General features: G+C 46.2%; 19 protein-coding genes, 4 tRNA genes and 3 pseudogenes. 7 read left to right on the forward strand and 19 right to left on the reverse strand.

The window, feature by feature from the left end:
• Nucleotides 1-5: 5 nt before the first annotated feature.
• The 7 genes from DNHGIG_RS01305 to DNHGIG_RS01335 form a co-directional block, all read right to left on the reverse strand.
• Complete coding sequence (locus DNHGIG_RS01305; protein WP_282197978.1) at nt 6-539, reverse strand: D-lyxose/D-mannose family sugar isomerase; 534 nt, start codon at nt 537-539, stop codon at nt 6-8.
• Between the two features lie 21 nt (nt 540-560).
• The gene (locus tag DNHGIG_RS01310; RefSeq protein ID WP_282197979.1) at nt 561-1,325 is read right to left on the reverse strand and encodes a DeoR/GlpR family DNA-binding transcription regulator; all 765 of its coding nucleotides are present in this window, start codon (nt 1,323-1,325) and stop codon (nt 561-563) included.
• Nucleotides 1,326-1,467: 142 nt separating this feature from the next.
• A complete protein-coding gene (locus tag DNHGIG_RS01315) occupies nt 1,468-2,130 on the reverse strand; it encodes a D-sedoheptulose-7-phosphate isomerase (RefSeq protein ID WP_282197980.1) in 663 nt (220 codons plus the stop codon).
• Nucleotides 2,131-2,136: 6 nt separating this feature from the next.
• Nucleotides 2,137-3,129, reverse strand: a complete 993-nt coding sequence (locus DNHGIG_RS01320; protein ID WP_282197981.1) for an ROK family protein — start codon at nt 3,127-3,129, stop codon at nt 2,137-2,139.
• A 2-nt stretch (nt 3,130-3,131) separates the two neighbouring features.
• Entirely contained in the window at nt 3,132-4,343 is a 1,212-nt protein-coding gene (locus DNHGIG_RS01325) for a carbohydrate kinase family protein (protein WP_282197982.1), read from the reverse strand.
• A 15-nt stretch (nt 4,344-4,358) separates the two neighbouring features.
• Nucleotides 4,359-5,507 (reverse strand): Gfo/Idh/MocA family protein, encoded by a 1,149-nt coding sequence (locus DNHGIG_RS01330; RefSeq protein WP_282197983.1) that lies wholly within the window; start codon nt 5,505-5,507, stop codon nt 4,359-4,361.
• Nucleotides 5,504-6,352 carry a class I fructose-bisphosphate aldolase gene (locus DNHGIG_RS01335; RefSeq protein WP_282197984.1) on the reverse strand — a complete coding sequence of 283 codons (849 nt, stop codon included), beginning with the start codon at nt 6,350-6,352 and terminating at the stop codon, nt 5,504-5,506. Before DNHGIG_RS01335 ends, DNHGIG_RS01330 begins: the two co-directional genes overlap by 4 nt.
• Nucleotides 6,353-7,956: 1,604 nt before the next feature.
• Between DNHGIG_RS01335 and DNHGIG_RS01340 the strand changes: the two genes are divergently transcribed.
• Nucleotides 7,957-8,343: a hypothetical protein gene (locus DNHGIG_RS01340; protein WP_282197985.1), complete on the forward strand. Its 387-nt coding sequence runs from the start codon at nt 7,957-7,959 to the stop codon at nt 8,341-8,343.
• A 78-nt stretch (nt 8,344-8,421) separates the two neighbouring features.
• Nucleotides 8,422-9,645, forward strand: coding sequence for an IS256 family transposase (locus DNHGIG_RS01345; RefSeq protein WP_282197986.1), 1,224 nt, complete (start codon nt 8,422-8,424; stop codon nt 9,643-9,645).
• A gap of 616 nt (nt 9,646-10,261) precedes the next feature.
• Here DNHGIG_RS01345 and DNHGIG_RS01350 read toward each other — a convergent pair.
• The 9 genes from DNHGIG_RS01350 to DNHGIG_RS01390 form a co-directional block, all read right to left on the reverse strand.
• Complete coding sequence (locus tag DNHGIG_RS01350) at nt 10,262-10,450, reverse strand: hypothetical protein (RefSeq protein ID WP_282197987.1); 189 nt, start codon at nt 10,448-10,450, stop codon at nt 10,262-10,264.
• Between the two features lie 110 nt (nt 10,451-10,560).
• On the reverse strand, nt 10,561-11,154 hold the full coding sequence (locus tag DNHGIG_RS01355) for a YdeI/OmpD-associated family protein (RefSeq protein ID WP_282197988.1): 594 nt from the start codon (nt 11,152-11,154) through the stop codon (nt 10,561-10,563).
• 332 nt (nt 11,155-11,486) lie between these two features.
• The gene (locus DNHGIG_RS01360) at nt 11,487-12,056 is read right to left on the reverse strand and encodes a recombinase family protein (RefSeq protein WP_282197989.1); all 570 of its coding nucleotides are present in this window, start codon (nt 12,054-12,056) and stop codon (nt 11,487-11,489) included.
• 849 nt (nt 12,057-12,905) lie between these two features.
• Nucleotides 12,906-14,030 (reverse strand): IS4 family transposase, encoded by a 1,125-nt coding sequence (locus tag DNHGIG_RS01365; protein ID WP_282197990.1) that lies wholly within the window; start codon nt 14,028-14,030, stop codon nt 12,906-12,908.
• A 109-nt stretch (nt 14,031-14,139) separates the two neighbouring features.
• A complete protein-coding gene (locus DNHGIG_RS01370; protein ID WP_282197991.1) occupies nt 14,140-15,198 on the reverse strand; it encodes a tyrosine-type recombinase/integrase in 1,059 nt (352 codons plus the stop codon).
• Nucleotides 15,199-15,334: 136 nt separating this feature from the next.
• A tRNA-Ser gene (locus tag DNHGIG_RS01375) sits at nt 15,335-15,424 on the reverse strand.
• A 480-nt stretch (nt 15,425-15,904) separates the two neighbouring features.
• Nucleotides 15,905-15,989, reverse strand: a tRNA-Leu gene (locus tag DNHGIG_RS01380).
• A gap of 12 nt (nt 15,990-16,001) precedes the next feature.
• Nucleotides 16,002-16,076, reverse strand: a tRNA-Gly gene (locus DNHGIG_RS01385).
• Nucleotides 16,077-16,081: 5 nt separating this feature from the next.
• Nucleotides 16,082-16,157: transfer RNA gene (locus tag DNHGIG_RS01390), tRNA-Lys, on the reverse strand.
• A 246-nt stretch (nt 16,158-16,403) separates the two neighbouring features.
• Between DNHGIG_RS01390 and DNHGIG_RS01395 the strand changes: the two genes are divergently transcribed.
• From DNHGIG_RS01395 to DNHGIG_RS20895, 3 genes and pseudogenes are all read left to right on the forward strand, one after another.
• Nucleotides 16,404-17,633, forward strand: a complete 1,230-nt coding sequence (locus DNHGIG_RS01395; protein ID WP_282197992.1) for an IS256 family transposase — start codon at nt 16,404-16,406, stop codon at nt 17,631-17,633.
• Nucleotides 17,634-17,680: 47 nt separating this feature from the next.
• Nucleotides 17,681-17,945, forward strand: a pseudogene (locus DNHGIG_RS01400) (transposase); the annotation flags it as partial.
• Between the two features lie 401 nt (nt 17,946-18,346).
• A pseudogene (locus DNHGIG_RS20895) lies at nt 18,347-18,523 on the forward strand (DUF3850 domain-containing protein); the annotation flags it as partial.
• Nucleotides 18,524-18,566: 43 nt separating this feature from the next.
• Here DNHGIG_RS20895 and DNHGIG_RS01405 read toward each other — a convergent pair.
• Entirely contained in the window at nt 18,567-19,619 is a 1,053-nt protein-coding gene (locus DNHGIG_RS01405; protein ID WP_282197993.1) for a helix-turn-helix domain-containing protein, read from the reverse strand.
• 176 nt (nt 19,620-19,795) lie between these two features.
• Here DNHGIG_RS01405 and DNHGIG_RS01410 point away from each other — a divergent pair, with 176 nt between their 5' ends.
• The gene (locus tag DNHGIG_RS01410; protein WP_282197994.1) at nt 19,796-20,908 is read left to right on the forward strand and encodes a class II histone deacetylase; all 1,113 of its coding nucleotides are present in this window, start codon (nt 19,796-19,798) and stop codon (nt 20,906-20,908) included.
• Nucleotides 20,909-21,019: 111 nt separating this feature from the next.
• On the opposite strand, the gene DNHGIG_RS20900 is transcribed toward DNHGIG_RS01410, so the two are convergent.
• Together DNHGIG_RS20900 and DNHGIG_RS20905 are read right to left on the reverse strand one after the other, a co-directional pair.
• On the reverse strand, nt 21,020-21,265 hold the full coding sequence (locus DNHGIG_RS20900) for a Uma2 family endonuclease (RefSeq protein ID WP_369414745.1): 246 nt from the start codon (nt 21,263-21,265) through the stop codon (nt 21,020-21,022).
• A gap of 9 nt (nt 21,266-21,274) precedes the next feature.
• On the reverse strand, nt 21,275-21,499 hold the full coding sequence (locus DNHGIG_RS20905; protein WP_369414652.1) for a hypothetical protein: 225 nt from the start codon (nt 21,497-21,499) through the stop codon (nt 21,275-21,277).
• A 239-nt stretch (nt 21,500-21,738) separates the two neighbouring features.
• Between DNHGIG_RS20905 and DNHGIG_RS01420 the strand changes: the two are divergent.
• Nucleotides 21,739-22,278: pseudogene (locus tag DNHGIG_RS01420) on the forward strand (transposase); the annotation flags it as partial.
• Nucleotides 22,279-22,522: the final 244 nt, after the last annotated feature.

The raw sequence follows: 22,522 nt of genomic DNA on the forward strand, positions 1-22,522 counted from the left end.
ACCACTCAGTTTAACCCGGCTGATCGCTTGATCGCTGGATCAGTGAAGATATCATATTCATCGCGGCTGGTGCTGGAGAATTCGGATACAACAGCTCCTTCATCACCCGCTTGAAACCAGTGTTTCGTGTTGGGAGGAATCGTATATTGCTGTCCCGGTGTAAGAATAATCTCATGACGCACTGTATAATAAGCTTCTTTTCCCTTCGGAGGATTCACACTGGGATTCACAGTTGCCTCCCCGTCGACGTATAGATACACAGTTCCCCATCGGCAACGGAACGTTTCCTCTTTACCCGGTTCCCCGAACACAGGCGGATGCAAATGTTCCGGACAAGTCTGATTCGGGAAGAGTACCAATTCTTTCGCACAATAACGGCTTGTGTTGACATACGTGTAAAGTTGCAATCCTTCAACTTCCAAATGCCCCAGGCCCATCTCGGCAATCTCAATCTTTTGTTGTTCTTCTTCTGTCAGAACGATGCCTGCTTTTCTCAAAAATTCCAATGTACGTTTTACAGCTTGATCATGGTCGGTCATGAAAACTGCCCCTCCTGTTTTTTACACAAGTATAAGATGCGGACGCAGTTTTGCTTCAAACTGATCCTTATATTGGCTGTCCAATTCCTCCGTCGTTATGATTGCATCCACACGTTCCCATGAAGCAAAAACACTAAAAGATGTAGCTTCAAACTTCGTATGATCTGCCACAACGTAAACTTTCTCGGCAATTTGCATCATGGTTCTCTTTATTTCTCCCTCGGCCATATTCGAGTTCATCAATCCTCGCTCCATAGACAATCCGCTGCATCCGATAAAAGCATGATCCACTCGAAGTGCCTGTAAAAACTGAACCGTAGCGTGTCCTACGAGAGATTGGGTTGAATGACGGACATCCCCACCGGTCATTACAATCTCAATATTGGGGTTTTGCAAGAGAATCGAAGCGATATTAATTGCATTCGTGACAACAGTTATATTTTTTCTGCCGAGAAATTTTTTGGCGATTTCGAGAGTCGTAGTTCCTGCATCCAAGAGAACCGAGTCCCCGTCATTGACAAGAGAGGAAGCTTTCTCTGCAATTCGTTCTTTTTCTTGTTTTTGACTGTCTTCGCGAACGGAAAGCAGAATATCCTTGTCCCTGTCCGGCAGATAGATGGCACCGCCATGGACACGCTTGACCAGCCCAATATTCTCCAAGTGACTAAGATCGCGGCGTACTGTCATGTCAGAAACATGAAATTGATCCATCAGATCCTGAACGGTGACAGTTCCCTTAGACTGTATATACTGTTTCATTTGAGCCTGCCTTGCGTTATTGAGCATTTCCTTACCTCACGTTTCTAAAAAATTTTGTCAAAAAATATTTAAATATCTATAATATTTCTGATAATTCTCGTTTTAATCACTCTCAAACGAAAAACAATCTATTTCTACAATACTTATACAAAAACAAACATGATAAGTACTAAATCTTTCTCCAAGCTTCTTCTACTTCCATAACCATGCACAATGCATGATAAATCGGAAGATGGTATTCCTGAATAAAAGGGGTGGATGACGCTGGAACGCAAATGCAAACATCCACGATCTCTTTTAAATACCCTCCGCTTTTCCCCGTAAAAGCGACCGTTCTCATGCCAAATGCTTGTGCCACCTTCATTGCGTAAACCACATTTTTCGAATTTCCGGAAGTACTTAACCCGACAACAATATCTCCAGGATTCCCATATCCATATACTTGTTGAGCAAAAACAAGTTCCGGATCCACATCATTATGAAAAGCGGTCATAAACGCGCTTTGGCTGACCAAAGAAATTGCCGGAAAACTGCATTGCAGATGATCTGCAAGGTATCCGCCTACTGACGGGTTGTCGGTCGTCACCCTGAAAATTCGATCACGGTCCTCAACAGGCAGCGGACGTTTGCTCATGAAGCCTTTCACCAGTTCGCCAACCATGTGCTCTGCATCCGCCGCACTGCCTCCATTGCCACAAATCAATAATTTCCGTCCGCTACGAAAACACTCAAGCCACAATTGTGCAGCATCCTCAATAGCTTGACGGCATTCGTTCAAAGCGGGGTGGCGAAGGATTAATTCATCAAAAATCCTTACACTCTTCGCTTTCATACTTGTTCACCCCTTGATAGTGGATTCCATTGCCTTATGAGAGGCGACCGACAACGCTGCATAGTCTCCCAATCGCTCACCAAGTCTGGCAGGGACGATCTGGCATACTTTCCTGGAATAAAAAAGCGCCTCAGATTCAACCACTTTCGTAACAATAGGCGCCAAAATTTCTTCCTGGCGTACATAAATACTACCCAAAACAATTTTCTGCGGATTTAGAATGTCGATTAGAATCGACAATCCTCTTCCCAGATAGTAACCAACCTCTTGATAGATCGCTTTGGCGACCGGGTCACCAGTCTGTAACGCTTCCGCCACCGTTTTTGCCGATAGTTTTTCAAACTCCTGCGAGGTTTTGCACCACCAGACTTCTTCCCCTTGCTGCTGCTTTTCCAATATAATGTTTTTCGCTAATTGAGAAATTCCCCCTCCACTGCAGAAACCTTCAAATGAGCCGCGTTTTCCAAAACCAACAGGACCATTTTTTTCTAAACGGATGTGACCGACTTCTCCCGCCATGTCATTGGTACCGCTGTATAGCTGTCCGTTTAAAATCAGGCCTGCCCCCATCCCTGTACCGAACGTTAAAAAAATCATATTTTTTGTGCCTTTTCCTGCTCCCCACTTCCATTCCGCCAATGCACAAGCGTTAGCGTCGTTTTGAATCGCGGCCGGGATCCCAAACTTTTGTTGGAAATGAGCCACGATCGGAACACGGTTCCACCCCGGCAGGTTAGGCGGTGAAAGAATCATTCCATTACGGCTGTCTAGCGGGCCTCCACAACTAATTCCCAAAGCGGCTACATCTCTCCTTCCCGAAACATGTTGCCGGATTAAGGAATCGGCCAGACTCTCAATTTTATTTATAGTTTCGGTATAAGCGTTACCGGATATCGTTTGAAACTCCCGGCGATCTATAATTTCCACTTGGCCGGATTCCTCCTTGCCAAGGATAACTGCTGTTTTCGTGCCACCGATATCTATACCAAGCAGAAACATCCTTAAAACCCCTTGTTAACAGTCGAATCATTGGGACCTATCCATAGTTGGTGTTCTTTGTCCCAAACCCATCCCAAAAACTTTCTGTTAATCGGAAGGCGTTCCCAACCGTCGGCAATTCTTTTCTGCACTTTATCCCAATGTAGAAGACCGCTGAGAGAATCCATCCTTTCTACGCAACATGCTCCTACAGCAACCGCACTGTTCAAAACTTTTTCCGGCGGCAGCCCTCTTAAAAGTCCGGCAAGAAATCCGGCTATCGTGCTATCCCCCGCCCCGGTTGTTCCTGCCACACGGGTTTTATAGCAGGGTACCCATAATTCCCGGTTTGCCCACAAATCGCTTTGAATTCTAAGCAAATCACTGATCTGTTTGATTTTACTTTCTGTACCCGTTCGCAGATATAATCCCGAATCCCCCAGTTTTAACCCAATGATCGGGCAACCCATTTCTAGCAGGCTTTCTGCCAATTCCTGAATCATCTTTTCACTCACAAGGGATAGGACATGTCCCTCAACGGATTGATGCAGGAGTTGTTCATACAGATCCCTTTTTAGCATAAACATCGTTTCTTCGAAACTGGGCAGAAAAATATCGACATAAGCTAATGAAGCACGTAACAAAGCATGCCAATCCACTTGGCCTGCAGCGGAATTCGCGTCGGGCATCGCCATGTCTAACGAGGTGACAAGTCCCTGAGTCTTGACTTTACGCATCAGATCAACAAGCTGTTCGCCATTGTCACGGAACATTTCTTTCATTATAGGAGGGTATCCGAAGTGAAACATCCGCGCCCCTTGTAAGCGGTAACATTGAACGTCCTCAGATTGAGACGTATGGTTTGCCCCTGGATAATGGAGAAAAATCCGATCCACTCCCGGCAAGTTCAAGACGATTGAGTAGGAACTGTCTTCACCTGGGGCCACAATCATTCCTTCCGCCAATACAGGATCCATTTTTCGCAATAAATCCAGGATCACCCGCCCAAACTCATCATCCCCGACTTTCCCTATTAAGCGGGTAGACACTCCCAAGCGATGCAGACCCAATCCCGTGTTTGAGACTGCTCCTCCTGTTGAAATCGTCACACCTCCGACTTCGTTCAACCGCCCGGGAATAAAAAATTGGGTGGGTGTCTTTCCCTCCGGCAAATCGGGGATCACATCCAAACAGATGTGTCCCGCGACAACGATTTCCGGTTGAATCGATGTCATATACGCCTCCACTCCTTAAGACAATTTGACCGTCTCCCCCGTTTTCTGGGATTGCAACGCGGCGGTAAACAGTGCGTGGCTTACAGCTGTTTCTTCCGGTGTTACACAATGGAGTGGTTGGTGCATTTCGGTTCCGTTCGCGATTTCATCGCAAAATGCCGCCCACATCTGGAGAATGGAATCTGAGAAACCGAATTCAAAAATTCCGCCGGTGATCGTAGGATAAGCAGTTTGGTAAGGAACGTCCACAACGGTCCACACTTGTTCCCCACCCGATGAATAGTCCATCATTTTTACCTGCTTCGGATTTTGAGTGGAGTACTCGATCGATCCATTCATTCCATGAATGCGGAGAAACCATGTATTCGCGTGCCCGGGTGCAATTCGCTTCATCGATAACACCATAGGGAACTCTTCCGAATCCGTTTGGACATCACATGCCAAAATCGCGTTATCCCAAGTTTCGCATGGAACCATTTGACCTTCTTGATTCGGCCGTTCTGTCACCAGATTCGATAATAAAGCCCGGACAGAGTTGGGTTTCCAACCAAAACGTAACGGCAAATGAAGGACGTACATTCCAAGATCGCCCATGCATCCGTATTCACCATTGGTGGCCATTTGCCGTTTCCAGTTAATCGGCTTGTTGGGATCCAAATCGCTACTGTGCCAGAAACCTGCCTCGACTTCGATAATTCTGCCAAGTCTCCCCTCACGGACAAATTGAAACACTTTATAAGCCCCCGGATAAAATGGAATCTCTGAAGAGCAACGAACAACCACTTGCGGATTTTCTTGCAGCGCCTGCAAAATTGCCTGATTAGCCTTTAAATCAATGCCAAACGGTTTTTCACCCAAAAGATGTTTGCCCGCACGGATGATGTCTATGTAAAACTTCTCATGCAAATTGTGGGGAACCGCACAGTAAATGGCCTCAATTTCCGGATTCGCCAATATATCATGGTAATCTTTCGTAACAAATTGAACGGTAGGCACATTTTGTTTAAACCAGTCCATCGCTGCCGGATCCGTGTCACAAACCGCCGTTATCACCGGTTCTACATTCAGTTCTAATAAATGTAACCAACGCGAAGCCGCACTCGCAAATTCGCGTCCCATCAATCCGCATCCAATGACACCGAATCGAATCCTCCTGCGCGTCATCTTGCTTGTGCTCCCTCTCTCAAGATTCCCAATGCTTCATTAACCGTTGCTCCATCATGTACAATAGCCATAAACGCTCGGGTCATCTTGTTGGGATTTTCATGTTGAACCACGTTTCGGCCATATACAATACCGGATGCACCCTGCTGCATCAATTGATGGGTTCGGGTAAGAATCTCTTCTTCCGACGCTTTTCCGCCACCTCTTGGCAAAACTGGCACTCCCGATGCCGCTTCGATCACTTTGTAGTACTCTTCAACGTTATCACACGGGTCCGCTTTGATAATATCGGCTCCCAACTCAACCGCTTGACGAACCAACGGAATAATCTTCGTAATATCTCCGTCTACCATGTATCCGCCGCCTCGATCGTTCGGCTGCATGACGAGGGGTTCCACCATCAATGGCATCCCGTAACGCTCACATTCAGACTTCAATCGAGTCACGTTTGCAACACATTGATGGTACAATTCAGGCTGCTCGGGCAATAAAAACAGGTTCACAACCACACAAGCAGCATCCAGAGCAAGTGCTTGCTCCACAGGCCGATCAATTAACTGGCTGAAAAGATGGCGTGGAAGTTCTTTTCCATAAACGTTGGCCACATCCGTGCGCAAAACAAGCGACGGCTTTTGTTTCCCAGGAATTTTTTGCAGAATTCTCGCCTGTCCGGGGCTTAATTGTATCGCGTCAGGATTTGCTTCAACAATTACCTGAACCGCTTTTTCGATCGATTCAATTCCTGTCAGAAATGCATATTCATTAAAAAAACCATGGTCAATGGCCACATCAAAACATTTTCCGTCCGAAGCAAACAACCGGTTCAATCGTGGTTTTATGAACATGGATACACTCCTTCTGATTGAATAATCTATAAATTACTAACAATTAGATTATAAACACTTTCAAACATAAAAATCAAGTTTATCTCATCAAGAATAAACAATTTCAAACATTAGCATGTAGACCTTGTAACTTCGGTACTTTGCTTACAAGTAGCGAATCAAGAAAGTTCTGTACCTTTATGTCATTTGTTTAGTCGAATAAAGCATCATAAAATGGAAAATATTAAAACGGCCAACCCGATTTACAGGTTGACCGTCAAATACGTCTTTAATAAGGACGTCCTTATTTAGAAACTATCCGGATTAGTAACCTCCTGCTCCAGCTCCGTATCCTGGAACTAGTAAGAAGAACAACACAAAGATGATCAGAAAAACCACTGCCCATTGGGTATAGGTTCCAAATATTCCATACATAATATTACCCCCTTTTCAAAACGTTACATTCATCAGGTTCATCAATTTTGGGCCTTTCAGGACACGCTATAATATCATGGTCACTTAATAAACATAGGGTCGACGGAGAACGCCTGCATAACCCGGACACCCTGGATCGACGATCACGTTCCTTGTCATGGGTACATAATAATGTTGGGGAACATTCACCACGACATGTCTATTGATATAAACAATCGGGTGTACATAAGGAACCATACGCGGAATAAATGAGTTCCGTACGCGGTAACGAGGTGGGCACATGATCGGAGGGCAATTCATGGATAGATATACCTCCCTAAGAGATATTTGGTTTGCATTATATTGAATGCAAACGATCCATTTTTAGAAACGGATAATCGGCCATAAGTTCAAACAGAGGGGATTTTTTCCGAAACCGTGTATGACTTGCCTTTCTTCCGAAACTTGATCGCCTTCAGGCGAGAATGTTGAGTACCATACCCTGCAGAGAAGATGAGAGTATATCCGATATCTCCGCTCGTCGGGAATGTGAAGAATAATCCGGTGGAGTGTATTAAGTGAAGTATAGGATGAAGCAGAGGCGGTTGGGAGGTTGGAGCATATGTACGAGCCCCGACACTTGGCCGGAAAAGCTCTTTTCGAATTTGTGTTAATTCTACTCAAAATCAAAAAAGCATTCTTTGACGATCACCGACGACCTGTGGTACGGCGACGTCTCCATGACTCTGCCTCTGATTCACGTCTCTCAATCTCAGACTCAGCCTCTCGCTCGCGTCTCTCAGTCTCTCGCTCACGTCTCTCAACCTCAGACTCAAACTCTCTCTCGCGTCTCTCGCCCTCAGACTCAAACTCTCTCTCGAGTCTCTCAATCTCAGACTCAGCCTCTCGCTCACGTCTCTCGACCTCAGACTCAGCTTCTCGTCTTGACATATACAAATTCCAGTCCATAAACTCAGCTCCTTTACGATTTTCATAATTACAATATTGAATAAGAAGTCAAACGGAGACAGATGAATGACATATTTTAACGCTGAAATCTGATGTACACGATGCCCATGATAGAAGCGGAGGCGGTTGAACTTCAGACCGAAACCTCATATGCATACTGAACAGCTTATAAGGAAATATTAAGTAAAACCTAAATTTAACAAACCATTATTACTTACGCGGACAGAACCGATGGGATAACGATGAGAAACATTGCCGCTTTATTTTCAATGCTGATGCCTGGATTTGGGCAAATATATAATGGTCAGTTCACGAAAGGTGTCTTCTTTTTAATCGTTGAACACTTTGATAATATATTAGGAAAAATAAGCCAAGCCATTCACCTTGATTTTAACGGATTACATCAACAAGCTGTCGAGGCGGCCAATTTTGAATACTTGTTATTTTACCCTGGATTTTATGCTTATTGCATATGGGACGCATGGTATTACGTAAAACCGAATGCTGACAAGTCAAAAACCGCCATTCCTTTTGTTATTGGTGGTTTCCTTGGAGAGATAGGTGCAATATTGGCGAACCGATTACCCGATAAGTTGAGTCCGATATACTGTGTAAAAATGGTTCAGTAATCTAGCAAAAATTGAGCCATTTCGCTTCCTCTTTGGTAGAATAAGGTTGGCGACTAATCTACTAAGGAGGAATGGAAAATGGCTCAATATCAGATTAACCTAAATGATGAAATTTTGCACGGTTTATTTCAGAGGGATGAAGCGGTAGCTCGATTAATCGAGCAAGTATTGAATCAGGTCCTTCAGGCCCAGGTTACAGAACAGCTGAAAGCAGCTCCGTATGAGCGTACCGAAGAACGTCAAGGATACCGGAATGGTACACTCCCCCATACTCTCACTACACGAGTAGGGACGCTCACGCTTCGCGTTCCAAGACTCCGGAATGGTCAATTCTCTACAGACCTTTTCATGCGCTATCAGCGGAGTGAACAAGCTCTCGTCTTAGCCTTAATGGAAATGGTGGTCAATGGGGTCTCCACCCGTAAGGTAGCCAAAATTACGGAGGAATTGTGTGGAACAGAGTTCTCAAAATCAACGGTGTCGGACTTGTGTAAACGCCTGGATCCCATTGTACATGCCTGGAACAATCGGAACCTTAGAGAGCATACGTATCCCTTTCTCATCGTGGATGCCATGGTTTTAAAAATCCGGGAAGAGGGACGTGTGCGTTCTCGGAGTGTCATGATCGCAACGGGCATTAACGAAGAAGGATATCGTGAAATCCTGGGGCTGATGCTTGGAGACAGCGAATCGGAAGCAAGCTGGACAGAGTTCTTTTCATGGCTCAAAAGCAGAGACTTGCGAGGCGTGGATATCGTCGTCTCGGACAGCCATAGTGGGTTGGTAAATGCCGTAAAAGCGCAATTTCAGGGATGTACGTGGCAACGTTGTCAAACTCATTTTATGCGTAACTTACTGGATGCTACACCCAAGTCCCTACAAGGGGATGTCTATGGGCGTGTAAGAGCGATTCTTGACGCTCCTGACTTAAAAACGGCGAGAGTCTTACTGAACCAGGTGATCGAAGACTATTACGAAAAAGCTCCACGTGCTATGCGGGTGCTTGAAGAAGGATTTGACGATGTGACAGCTGTATTGGAGCTTCCAGAACGTTATCGCAAGCGATTACGCACAACCAATGGCCAGGAGCTCCTGAACGAAGAAATCCGTCGACGCGAGCGGGTGATCCGCATCTTTCCCAATCGAGAGTCCGCCTTACGGCTGCTTGGTGCGTTGCTGATGGAGATGGATGAGAAGTGGAGTACGGGCCGTCGCTACCTGGACATGACTGAGTACTGGGATTGGCGTAAAGTACAGAAAGAGACTTTGAAACAGGCTTCCAAGGTACACCATCTTCGCTAGGCGACCTGTTCTACCAAAGAGGGGATTTTACACACAAATTCGGACTTGATCTAGCTGCCGAGCCTATAAAGGCTCGGTATCTTTTTTCTTTGATTATCTTTCTCTGTTTATATATTGCTTTGTTTTATACCCTCACTGTTCAGGTAAGGTCTATCCTGTATTGTGCAGGTAAGGCTAACCCTCACTGTGCAGCTTTACAGTCGATATCTGCATAGGCGGCGAGGCTAGTCAGTGACTGAAAATTAGATGCGAAATGGAGACGGTATTGGCATACGCTGTCGGTCGACTTACTTTCGAGAGGCACACCGTATCGATGTTGTCGGAGCGTTGTCGGTTATCTGCGTTCGGTTGTTGGCGGTCAATTTCGTGGCCCCGCTATGTACGGTTTACCCCCTCGGGTCCAAAAAATTGTTAGCTATGTGCGGTACGCAGTCGCAAGCGGTCGCATGGGCGGCTTGGGGGGTATACACTTGTTCCGCATCTTAAACCGCCTTCCCTCCGTTCGGAGCCTCGGTTGTCAACTGCCTCGACTCGATGACCTTCATTGTCGCTGCTCTTACCGAGCCGATGTGAGCCGTTAGAGACCGCATACGACATGCTTCCCGAGTGAGAGCCGTTACGCTTTTCGATGTCTGGCCGCTGGCGTGCCTATAGCTTGTGCCGTCTGGTATACCCATGTACTGCGGCTATGTCTGCCGCCCGCTTCGGATAGGTCACGTTTGGATACCGTTACCGCACCGCTTTCTTCCCGCCTGTCTCTGCGGCTTATGCCGAGAGCTATACCGACACCCTTTGTTTTCCGCAACTTAAAGATGCAGAAAAACGCGGCGTTCCGATATACCGCGTTTTTGCATACTAATGCAGGATTGGTCGGGTGTCGTAAACTAACGCCCCCGTTAGTTCAAGGAGAATATACTAATCATTTAATCCCTTTCCATTGAGAATTTGCTGCATACATTTTTCAACCCTTGACTGTCGAGTTTTGGATTGTTTGGGTTCAGAAAAATAAAGAATGTATGCTCTTTGCCGTCCCGGCGTCAATGCTTCAAAAGCAGTTTTCAAGGCAGGGATTTCATCGAATTTATTTTGAAGTTCTACAGGAATTATGAAGTCTGTATTCTTTTTAAAATTCACTTCCAAACCGGCTTTTTCAACTTCAATGGCTTCATAAATATAGGCTTTCAAGATGGTTTCCATTTCAACTATTTCTTGAACATTGGTGAACCGAATCTGGCGCGCCGCCTGTACATTCTCCGTTTGTTGGATTAGAATCCCATGGGCATCCTGTAACAAGGCACCTTTGAAAAACAGAAGCGCACAATATTCTTTAAATCCATGTATTAAAACTATGTTTTTTTTCTCAAACGTGTAACAAGGATGCATCCACTTAAATTCTTCGGTCAGCTCACAGTCAAGAACGATATTTCTCAACTTCTCATATTCTTCCTTCCATTTTTTAGCTTTACTTAAAAATTCATCAACCTTTGGATTCATTCTACTATTTGTCATCAAGGAACACACCCCTCATCAATTTTTCGTTCAGCTGACAGTCAAGCAGACCTGGCTTGGAAAGTTACAGGGAGCTTATGTCGCTATTCTGCCCTAAACTGCAATAAGTGTAGCACACAACTTGCGTATGAATATGCAACAATCATAAATACGTCACCGCCGCGTTTTTCTGCAAATTGAAACTGCGGAATACGACCCTTGACCGCATAGACAGAGCGGTTATACGCTAATTTCTGCGGTCTCGGTGCGTGTGGTTACTTGCGGTCTAACGTGCCTACTCGTGTCGACCTGTGCCGCCCGAGCTTGCGGTCTTGAAATGAAAAAAGGACGTTCTAAACGCCCTTTGCCTCGCTTTGCTTTCGTTCCTTTAAGGCTCTGTAAAGAGTCGCCTTCGTAACGCCTGTAAGCTGCGTAATCTCCGCGACGACTACGCCGCTATCGTAGAGCTTCATCGCTTGTGCGAGCTTGCGTTTGTCGGTTCGGGGCCTGCCTCCGATACGCCCTCTAGCCCTCGCAGATTCTAGACCTGCTTTCGTTCGCTCTACAATCATCTCACGCTCTAGCTCTGCGATAACTCCTATCATCTTGAACATCGCCCGACCTGTCGACGTTGTCGTATCTAATCCATCGCAGATACTCACGAGTTCGACTCCTAGGTCGTTTAGGCGTTCGTAAACCTCGATGAGCTTCTTTGTGGAGCGTGCGAGTCGGTCTAGCTTGTAGACCACGAAAATATCGCCTGCCCTTAACGCATCCAACGCCCTTTCCAGCTCTTGGCGGTCGTCTTTAGCTCCGCTAGCCTTCTCGGTATAGATGCGGTCGCATCCCGCCTCTTTCAATGCGTCGAGCTGCATATCTAGCGATTGGTCTGCGGTCGATACTCGTGCGTAACCGATTTTCATCGTGCCGTCTCCTTCGTTGCTTGGTGTATCACTATCGTATCATAAACGTACGTTTTTGCAACGTAGTTTTTGAGACGGTTTTTGAAACTGTTTTAAGGGCAAAGAGTGCGATAAAAGTATCTCGTTTCAAAAAGGCTCATAAACGAAGGTTTTTGAAACAGGCACTCGCAGATTATAGAATCGGCGTTATTGGGACACGATAGAACACGGCTAGTGGTTGGATTCGCTGCGGCATGTGTGGTAACCGATGCGAGACCCCCCGAGTTTTGGGAGCCGTCCTCGGCAGGAGCGGCGTGCGGTTGTAATCGCAAATATGGCGTAGTCTCCGATGCGATAAGCCCTCTAATTCTCGAAAACGTATGAGCCTGTACGCCTGTAAACCGCTAATGCTCCCGTCCTTAGACCCCCTAAAAAACGCAAAAATGTAAACTATCGTAGACTTGCGGGATAAACTATTTCACCTAGTGAAACGGAGAAAGACGGCGATTTAGCGAGATTTTAAGGTGATTTTTAACCTTGCCGTATTTGGCAATAGGCGTTTACATCGTTATACCTCGTAATCGTATGTACAAAAAAAGACAGCTCGGGCTAGATACTGTTCAATGGTACCTCGCCTTTTGCCGTCTGTTTAATGATGATTTAAAATGCTGTCTCCGCAAACTTTTGATCACTAGTGTTGCATAAATTATAACTGAATTTTCTGCGTTTTAATCTAATGCTATTTTAACAAAATAAGGACAGAGCACGTTAAAGGTAGCCCCGCCCATTTGGTATAATATGTATATTCTAAAAAGAAAGGGTTCCGTTACTGTCCTGTATTCTGGCATGCCGATTCATTGCTGAGATCTCTTACCTTCGCCTTTTTTTCGATGATCTATTGTACTTGAACCATTCTATGTAATCGCACCATAAGAAGGCCTTTAGACTTCGAAGCAACTCCAATAAGCTTTTGGTAGTTTGAATTTGCATCTTCATTAGAATCATCAGACAATAGGTGATCAAAGCAAGATACACTTGGTTCCAAACCGCCGTTTCGGAGAGACCATAAAACGTTTTGATTCTCAAATGTTGTTTCATCCATTTAAAAAACAATTCGATTGCCCATCGTGTACGATATATGTCACTGATCTCTTCTGCTGACAAATCAAAACAGTTGGTAATAATTCTTATGTCATTGCCCTGTGAATCCTTTGCCTCGACCAGTCGAAGTACGTGATCCATGGGCTTTTGAGGGGATCCTAGCAACACTTTTGTGTCCGCAAGGACAGGACTCTCATGAAGCACTTGAGATTCCAGAAGGTAGAACGTTGCATTGTCCTTCAAACGGGTAACAAAGCCTATTCCCCTACGGCAATAATCATCAAATTTCTTGTAATCGACATAACCACGATCAAACACATAGATGGCTTCCGAATCATCAATCAAGGAATCCATTTGTGTGATGTCATTAGGCTTCGCCGTCGTTAGACGAATCTGTTCAGGATAGACTTCATCATGATCGACAAATGCCAAGCTCACGTGGATTTTTATTCCCGCTTTGGTTTTCCGAAAGCTCGCCCAGCGGTATTTTGATAAACATAAACTGATCGTAGTTGAGTCTATGATTTTGTATGGCTTCCGCCCGGCAGGGTTAGCAGCCATGCATTGGATTTTTCCAACTAAAGAAAAAAACAGATGAGCGAGTAGATCGGTATCCACCTGACGGTGTTTCCGTGAAAGTTGCGAATAGCTGATGGAATCTAATTGCAAGAATTCTTGCATATGAGGATTCAAGATATCTGCCGCAACGGCACGTAAACTTTCACGTTTTTGCAAGATGGCGTGCAGAAATAACAGGACGTAAGATTTCGTAGTAAGCTTCTTAGCGTATTTATCTTGTTGGTTTTGATCTACTTTTTCTTGAAAATTACACTGAAAAAGTGGTTCAACCCATTTACCAAATGCCGAAAGTAGGGTATCCTTATCCTTGTCCATAAGTGTATTTCCTTTCAATGGATTTGGACAGGACTACCTGACCTCTCCATTGTAAAGGATTTTTTTATTTAAGAGATGAAAAAAATAATAGAAGAATATTCTGAATTAATTAATGCAACACTAGTGACTTTTGATACTGCTTTCTGACATCATCCGTATTTTGGTTTACGTAGCGGTTTACCATCTCCATGGTGCTATGCCCGAGAAGCCTCCGCAAGCTAAACGGGTCTCCCGTTGCCTTTATGTAGCAAGTAGCGAATGTATGGCGTAGTGTGTGCGGCGATACTCGTACGCCCTTTATGCCTGCTTTGTCCCCGAGGTAATGAATACGTTTCGATGCCCAGTCCTTAATTAGAGGAGTGCCGTATTCATTTACAAAGAGATTCGGAGCTTCTGCGGCTTGTTCGTGCCATTGTAGATATGCCATAAGCAATTTCTGCGTCCGATTCCCGAAATAGACCGTACGTGCTTTCCGAGTCTTAGCGGATTCGCCACGAACAAGTACCGACCGATTCGTTAGATTTACGTCCGATACGTGGATATTAAGACACTCTCCGATGCGTACGCCCGTATCAAGCAGAAACGATATTAGGAGAGCGTCTCGGATACCGATTATCGTGTTCAGGTCGCAGACACCGAGAAGTCTTCGCTCCTGTTGCTTGCTTAATACGTTAAATTCTTCCTCCGGTACTTTGAGTAACTCAATATTCTCAAACGGCGATTCTTCGAGTAGTCCTTCGGCTTTCGCCCAGTTAAACATCGCCTTTACAGTCCGTAGCCGTATATTTATCGTTGATGGTTTCAGCTTTTGCACAGTCATCATATGAGATATCCAGTCACGGATGACCTTACGATTTGGCACAAAATTGTCAAGACCGTTGTAGTTCAGAGCCATAAACAGCCGTAGCCATCGCATATGTTTGACGTAATCCTCTAACGTACGATTCGCCGCTCCTGCCGCTTTCCTAGCGGTATAATAACGATTAAATATATCGTCGAGCGTGAGTGTCTTTCCCTTGCCTCCTGCGGTCTTAAAACCGTCTACTCCATCGGTCTTAAGCGTCAAATTTAAATCGTCTGTAGTCAAACGGTCTAAGACCATCTGCGGTACCGCGATATTTGTTTTCCGATGTCCTCGCTTTCCTTGTCCTTTAGCCGTTTTAGTCATCGTAAATGCCCTCGCTTTCTGCCCTCGTTGTGCTATCGTAGTGCAACGGTCACGAAAACGAAAAAACGCCTTTGCACGCATTTCTGCGACAAAGACGTTATGCTTTAAAATCCGCATAACAGCGGCATATTTACTATGGCGGAGAGGGTGGGATTCGAACCCACGGTAGCCTCACGACTACGGCGGTTTTCAAGACCGCTGCCTTAAACCACTCGACCACCTCTCCGTGTGGTTTGAATATGGTATTGCCAGTTGAAAGGATTTGACCTCCTAGGTAAACCCTTTTGCCCCTATAACGTGTACGTCTGTTGATTTCACATGATCGCATAAAGGGACAAAGTAGGATTTTCCACACCGTAGGAAGTGTTCTCATCAATAGCCGAGTTCCTTCACACATGAATAGTATACTGCCTTAAAATGATGTGGTCAAGCATTATTTACATTTCATTTAACCTGTTTCCACTCCAAGATCTTTGTATGTATGAATCGAATCTTTAAGTAATGTTTCTCTTCTATTTATCGGTAATTCATGATCAATGAACATCCCCATCGATTCTTTGCATGAGTGGCGCAATCCAGTAAACAATGAAGCTTCATATATTGCGTTATCAATACGAGTGTATTTTCGTACAAAAAATAAAAAAGCAGTCTTTCAAGACTGCTGCCATAAATTACCCAACACTTCTCAATGTGTTTTGTATATATTTGGTGCGGTCGAGAGGACTTGAACCTCCACGGGATAACCCACACGCCCCTCAAACGTGCGCGTCTGCCGATTCCGCCACGACCGCATATAATTTTTATGGAGCGGAAGACGGGACTCGAACCCGCGGCCCTCGCCTTGGCAAGGCGATGCTCTACCACTGAGCTACTTCCGCATATCTGGTGAGCCATGAAGGACTCGAACCTTCGACACCCTGATTAAAAGTCAGGTGCTCTACCAACTGAGCTAATGGCTCATCAACACTTTATTAAACTATCATAAATTCTATTGTTCGTCAATCTTTTTTTTCAAAATAATTGTCTGGTAATTATTGGTCAACCAAGCATCGACCCCTCAACTGAAGTTGGTCCAGCCAAACTTTCAGTTGAGTCCGTATAATTGTGTAAAAACGAAACCTCTCTGAAAAATAAGAGAGCCATTGTCAAAAACCCTCGGTTAGAATGAAGTTTGCGGACACCATTCTAGGAGAGGAGTTTTTGTTATGGCTCAATACCAGATTACCGTAGATTCCAAGCTTTTGCAGCAGTTATTTTTGGGGAATTCACAGGATACCGGGGTGGCTGCGTTGTTAGAATCCGTATTGAACCAAGTATTGCAGGCTCAAGCGAGCGAACAATTGGCTGCAGAGCCCTATGAGCGGACGGAAGATCGTCAAGGTTATCGAAATGGTGCCTACCCTCACCAACTCACAACCCGTGTGGGAACGATCACTCTTCGAGTTCCTCGTATCCGTAACGGTAAATTCTCTACAGAGTTGTTCGTCCGATACCAACGTAGCGAACAAGCTCTTGTCTTGGCCTTGATGGAGATGGTCGTAAATGGTGTTTCGACCCGCAAAGTGACCCAGATTACGGAAGAATTGTGTGGTACGGAGTTTTCCAAGTCTACTGTGTCCGAACTCTGCAAGCGTCTGGATCCCGTGGTGAACGCTTGGAACAATCGGAGTCTCCGCGATTCTCGTTATCCGTTTGTCATTGTCGATGCCCTCGTATTGAAGGTTCGTGAAGAAGGCCGTGTCCGTGCTCGAGGCGTTATGTTGGCTTATGGAGTGAATACAGACGGCCACCGTGAAATCCTCGGACTGATGCTTGGAGACAGCGAGTCGGAAGCGAGCTGGAGTGAGTTTTTTGCTTGGTTGAAGAGCCGTGATTTGCGTGGAGTGGACTTGATTGTGTCTGATCATCATGGTGGCTTGGTTCGTGCTGTACGCAACCACTTTCAGGGTGTCACTTGGCAGCGGTGTCAGACCCATTTCATGCGGAATATCCTAGACGCGACTCCTAAAGCGTTGCAGGAGGAACTGTATCCACGTGTAAGAGCGATTCTGGATGCACCGGATATGGATACCGCTCGATTGCTTCTTGAGCAGGTACTGAAATCTTACGAGAACAAGGCTGCCAAAGCCATGAGGATTCTGGAAGCCGGTTTTGAAGATGCGACAGCAGTCCTCATGCTGCCAGAAAGATACCGAAAACGCCTGCGAACAACGAACGGAATGGAACGGCTTAATGAGGAGATTCGACGGCGTGAACGAGTCATTCGCATCTTCCCCAACAGGGAATCCGTCGTTCGTCTCATCGGTGCTTTGCTCATGGAGATCGATGAGAAGTGGGCGAGTGGTAAGAAGTATCTTGATATGTCCGAGTATCTAGCCTGGCAGAAAATTCAAGTACAAGAAAGAAAAGTTTCCAAAGTGACTCATATTCGCTAGGCTTCATATGGCCGAGGGATTTTACACACAAATATGGACTTGATCCAGCCGTTCTTCTGCTCCCCGAAAAGTACCGTAAACGCCTTCGGACAACAAATGGCATGGAGCGACTCAACGAAGAAATTCGCCGACGAGAACGTGTCATTCGCATTTTTCCTAACCGTGAATCTGTTATTCGCCTGATCGGGGCTTTGCTTATGGATAGACGAAAAATGGGCAAGCGGCAAAAAGTATCTCGATATGGCAGAGTATATGGTATGGCGAGAAACTCAGGCAACAAAAGCAGTGTCTAAAGTGACTCGTATTGGCTAATTTATTTCTCTAATCGAGGGGGATTCTCTCGACCGTCCACTGTTCCGATTTTTTGTTTGTCCAATAAACTACATCTCCTGTTTCTGGTGATACGTTGTAACTAAGGATTTCATTAGCAAGCAATCTATACTCACCAAGTTTAAACATTTTATTTTCCAAATAGATCAACTCCTTCAATTATGAATCATTTGACAGGCTGTTGACAAATTCCTTCTTACTAAAAATTCAAATGAAATTTTTAGTGTGTGTACGTGTTTTAACACAACATTACTTTTGTCAATTGGGAGGAAAGTCAATGGACGTGACGGTTCATCAATTAAAGACATGGCCTGAATACTTCCAAGCTGTTAAGGAAAGCGAAAGAAAGCTGAGATCAGGAAGAACGATCGGGCTTCAAAGTTGGGGATGGACTGATACTACGCGAATGGGACCCGGAAACAGGAGAGTATACCGAACGTGCATTAAGGCGAGTCATCACTCATGTATTGGTAGACGGTATGGATGAATCTACCCTGTCTAGAAAAATTAAAAATCTTAATATAGAAAAGGAATTAACATATTATTTGAAAAGGAAATGATTGTCGGTGCGCAGGATGCGTCCTCAAAGGTTGACTCTTGGCCTCAGCGTCTCAACTCGTAGAGGAGACTGGTTCGATTGTTGACGCCGAGCTTTTCATAGATATTCTGTAGATGTTTCTTGACGGTGTTAATGCTAATACAGAGTTCATTGGCAATCTCCAAGTTTGTGCATCCCTTTGCAATCAGTTCGCATATGTCCAATTCGCGCTCCGACAGCCTTTCCCCCGCCTCTCCCCTATCTTGCCCTTTCGTGTCGGGCAGCAGATATATGGCGTATTGACACCGGTGGTCTCCGAGTATTCCCTCTATTCCATGAATCACTTGGACGGACCACCGTTTCTGTTTCGAGGAAACGAGCGGGACAGCTAGTCCCATTTGCCATTCGGGTTTGGCATAGACAAACCGGCTTAAAAATTCCTCAGCTTCACCCGAACAGCTCATGAATTCAGCACAAATTTCTCTGGCAGCCTCATTTACAAACCGGATGCGCCCATCCCGATCAATGAGAATCAGTCCGATCGTCGAGACGTTGGTCCGCGCCTCCAACAATTTCTTTTGGAAACTCGCATCTTCCAGGCGAATGTGATTGGCCAGCAGGTGACCGAGATGAGCTGACAGCATTGTTAAGCGCTTACAATCTTTTTCAGAAAAAGCCTTCTCTTTTCGGGAACGGGCCATCCCCATAACGCCGCAAAGTTTTCCCCTGTCCATGAGATAGACGACCATTTCGTGGTAGAAGCGGTGCTTGCACATAAACATCGAGAAGTAATCCGTTTTTTCGTACTCGGTCAGCGATGTGACATCATCGATACGCAAGGCCGGGCGATCGAAGAACGTGCCCCACTGATTTTTCGGATGGAGCGGATCGTGCTGAAAGAAACACTCTACGTAATCGACAAGCACTTGATCGGGAAGGTTGATTGTTTCCGGACTGTAGAGGTTTCCCTGGTCGTCGGCCAGCCAAAAAATAGTGTGGTTATAGCCAAACCGGTCCGCCAATGACTTCTGTACTTTTTTTCGGAAAAACGGAGCCGAAACGCGAATCTCATCAAAAAAGCGGAAAATATCCTCGTACTCTCTTTTTGACAATCGCATAATATGACCCCTATCACACAATGATGTCGAAGGAACGACGGGCCAAAATCATCCTTTCGGGTAATTGGTGGCTCTTATCCCTCCTGCCATAATTATAAAAAACGAGTTGCACAAAAATCCAGCAGAGTCGTCACAATATTCATTATTTAAAAAATCAACTTTGGGAGGTATGGTCAATGAGAAAAACAGGATTTGTTTGTGATGAAAGTTATTTCTGGCATGATACGGGCAACGGCGCCTTGTTCCTTCCGCCCGGTGGTTGGGTGGAAACCGACGTTCATTCCGAAAATCCGGCAACCAAGCGGCGGTTTAAGAATTTGCTTGAACGAAGCGGTCTGATGGCCAAGCTGGTCCAGATTGCCCCGCGTCCGGCCACACGAGAAGAAATTCAGTTGTACCATACGCCGGATTACGTAGAAAAAGTAAAACATTTGAGCGATACAACCGGCGGTGATGCCGGTGAACTGGCATTAGTTGGCTCCGGATCTTACGAAATTGCCGTGCTTTCAACAGGGGGAGCGATTACGGCTGTCGATGCGGTGATGAAAGGACAAGTTGACAACGCGTACGCTCTCACTCGTCCGCCCGGCCACCATGCCGAAAAAAGCCTGGGCATGGGTTTTTGCCTCTTTAACAATGTGGCCATCGCCGCCAAGTACGCGCAAAAAACCTATAACCTGGAGAGAATCCTCGTTTTGGACTGGGATGTGCATCACGGCAACGGCACGGAGAGCGCCTTTTACGACAATCCGAACGTCCTGTTTATCTCGCTTCATCAAGAACTGAACTACCCTCCGGGAAGGGGCCTTGCCGAACATGTGGGAGAAGGTAGGGGAGAAGGGTACAACGTGAACATTCCGTTGCCGGCCGGAACCGGAAACGCAGGCTATATGTACGCGTTGGAGACGCTTGTCCGGCCCATCGCCGACCAGTTTAAACCGCAACTCATCCTGATCTCTGCCGGACAAGACCCGAGCCTGTTTGATCCGCTTGCCCGCATGATGGTGACAGCGGAAGGTTTTCGAAGGATCGCATCCTTTATGCTGGAGCTGGCCGACACGCATTGCAACGGACGTCTGGTCGCCTGCCATGAAGGCGGATACAGTGCTCCTTACGTACCCTTCTGCTCGCATGCCATCGTGGAAGAAATGAGCGGAATCCGAACCGCCGTCGAAGACCCGTTTGCGCCTGCGATGCACACGATTCCCACGGATGTGTTGTATGACATACAAAAGGAATATGTCGACCGTGTGAAGGAAGTGCAATCGAAGTACTGGAAGATGAGCTAGATTTTTGATCGATAGAGGGCGTGCACAGCGTGCAATGCCCGCTTTCTTTCTGGGATAAATGGTCGGAGTGTCAGAACGATTGCAGCAGGAACACGGACTTGGCTGCTGTTCTTACAATTTGGCAAATACCTCCCCCAGATCGATGCAGACGCAGAGGAATGGTTCAGAGATCAGCGTATCGCCATCGCCGAATGTCGCGTGCAGCAAGTACTTTCCCTCTTCCAGCACAAACTGGTCGACGAGCAGATGGACCGGGTCGACCACCCAGTATTCCTTCACCCCGAAGCGTTCATACTGCGCTTTCTTGCGAATTTTGTCGTTGACGCTGGTACTTGGCGACAAGATTTCCGCAACCAGATCGGGAGCTCATTCAATTCGCGCTTCTTTGATGATTTTCGCGTTTTCATCAGTGATGAAGATCAAATCGGGTTGAAACAGGTTTCCTTCGTCGAAGTAGACATCCAGTGGAGGGGTGAGGAGCACTCCGTTGGGATAACAGGACGCGTACAAACGCTGGCATAGCTCGATGAGCAGCTTCTGGTGTTTCACCGTGGGAGACGGTTTTAGTTCGTACCGCACGTAGTCAATCAATTCGTACCGGTCAAACTCGTCGTAAATGTCTGGCTGTTCGCGGACGGTTTTGGGTCCGGAAGGAGAAAAGGGGAAGAGAATGTGGCCGAATGATAATTCAGGATAATTTTGTAACCTAGGCCTCCCTTATTCGTAGTTTTCTAGGAAAGGGAGGAATTGATATGAGTAAATTAAAAAAATGGGGAAAAATTATTCTACTAACCATCTGGGGGTTATCCGTTTTAACAATTTTTTTATTAGTAATGGTGTCGGATGACCATGGGGGATTAGTTCGGGCCATTCGCAAGCATTTCCAAGGTGTTACCTGGCAGCGATACCAGACGCACTTCGTGCGCAACATTCTGGATGCTACACCAAAAGCGTTGCAAGACGAGGTTTATCGACGGGTGCGGGGGATTTTGGATGCCCCGGATATGGACACTGCACGAGTGCTCCTGAATCAGGTGCTCGAAGCTTACGAAACGAAAGCTCCCAAAGCGATGGCGACGCTGGAAGCCGGTTTTGAAGACGCAACAGCCGTCCTCCATTTGCCGGAGAAATATCGCAAACGGCTGCGGACGAATGGTCTGGAACGTCTCAACGAGGAGATCCGCCGCCGTGAACGAGTGATTCGGATCTTTCCGAATCGGGAGTCGGCTTTACGTCTGATCGGTACCTTGCTCATGGAAGTGGATGAGAAATGGGCCAGCGGCAGAAAGTATCTGGATATGGCCGAATATCTGGAGTGGCGGGAATCCAGAACCGCCCAAATGAATAGCAAAGTGACCCGCATCGGCTGACGCACGCCTCGTAGCCTGTCAAGGCCGCGAAGCGTTCCATTTAGCCTTGACAGGCTTGATGGAAAGACACTTCAGAGCAGCCCGGCATGCCTTGCCGGGTCTGCCACACGGCGAGTGACGGGGTGCAGGGGGCGTGCTCCCTGCGTCTCCCCCTTCGCGGGACGGAAGGGGGCCAATCTAACCGAGGGCAAATTTACACACAAATATGGACTTGATCAAACTTTCCGATAGTGCCTGGTTGGAT

This window comes from Collibacillus ludicampi, from assembly GCF_023705585.1.
GTDB lineage: Bacteria > Bacillota > Bacilli > Tumebacillales > BOQE01 > Collibacillus > Collibacillus ludicampi.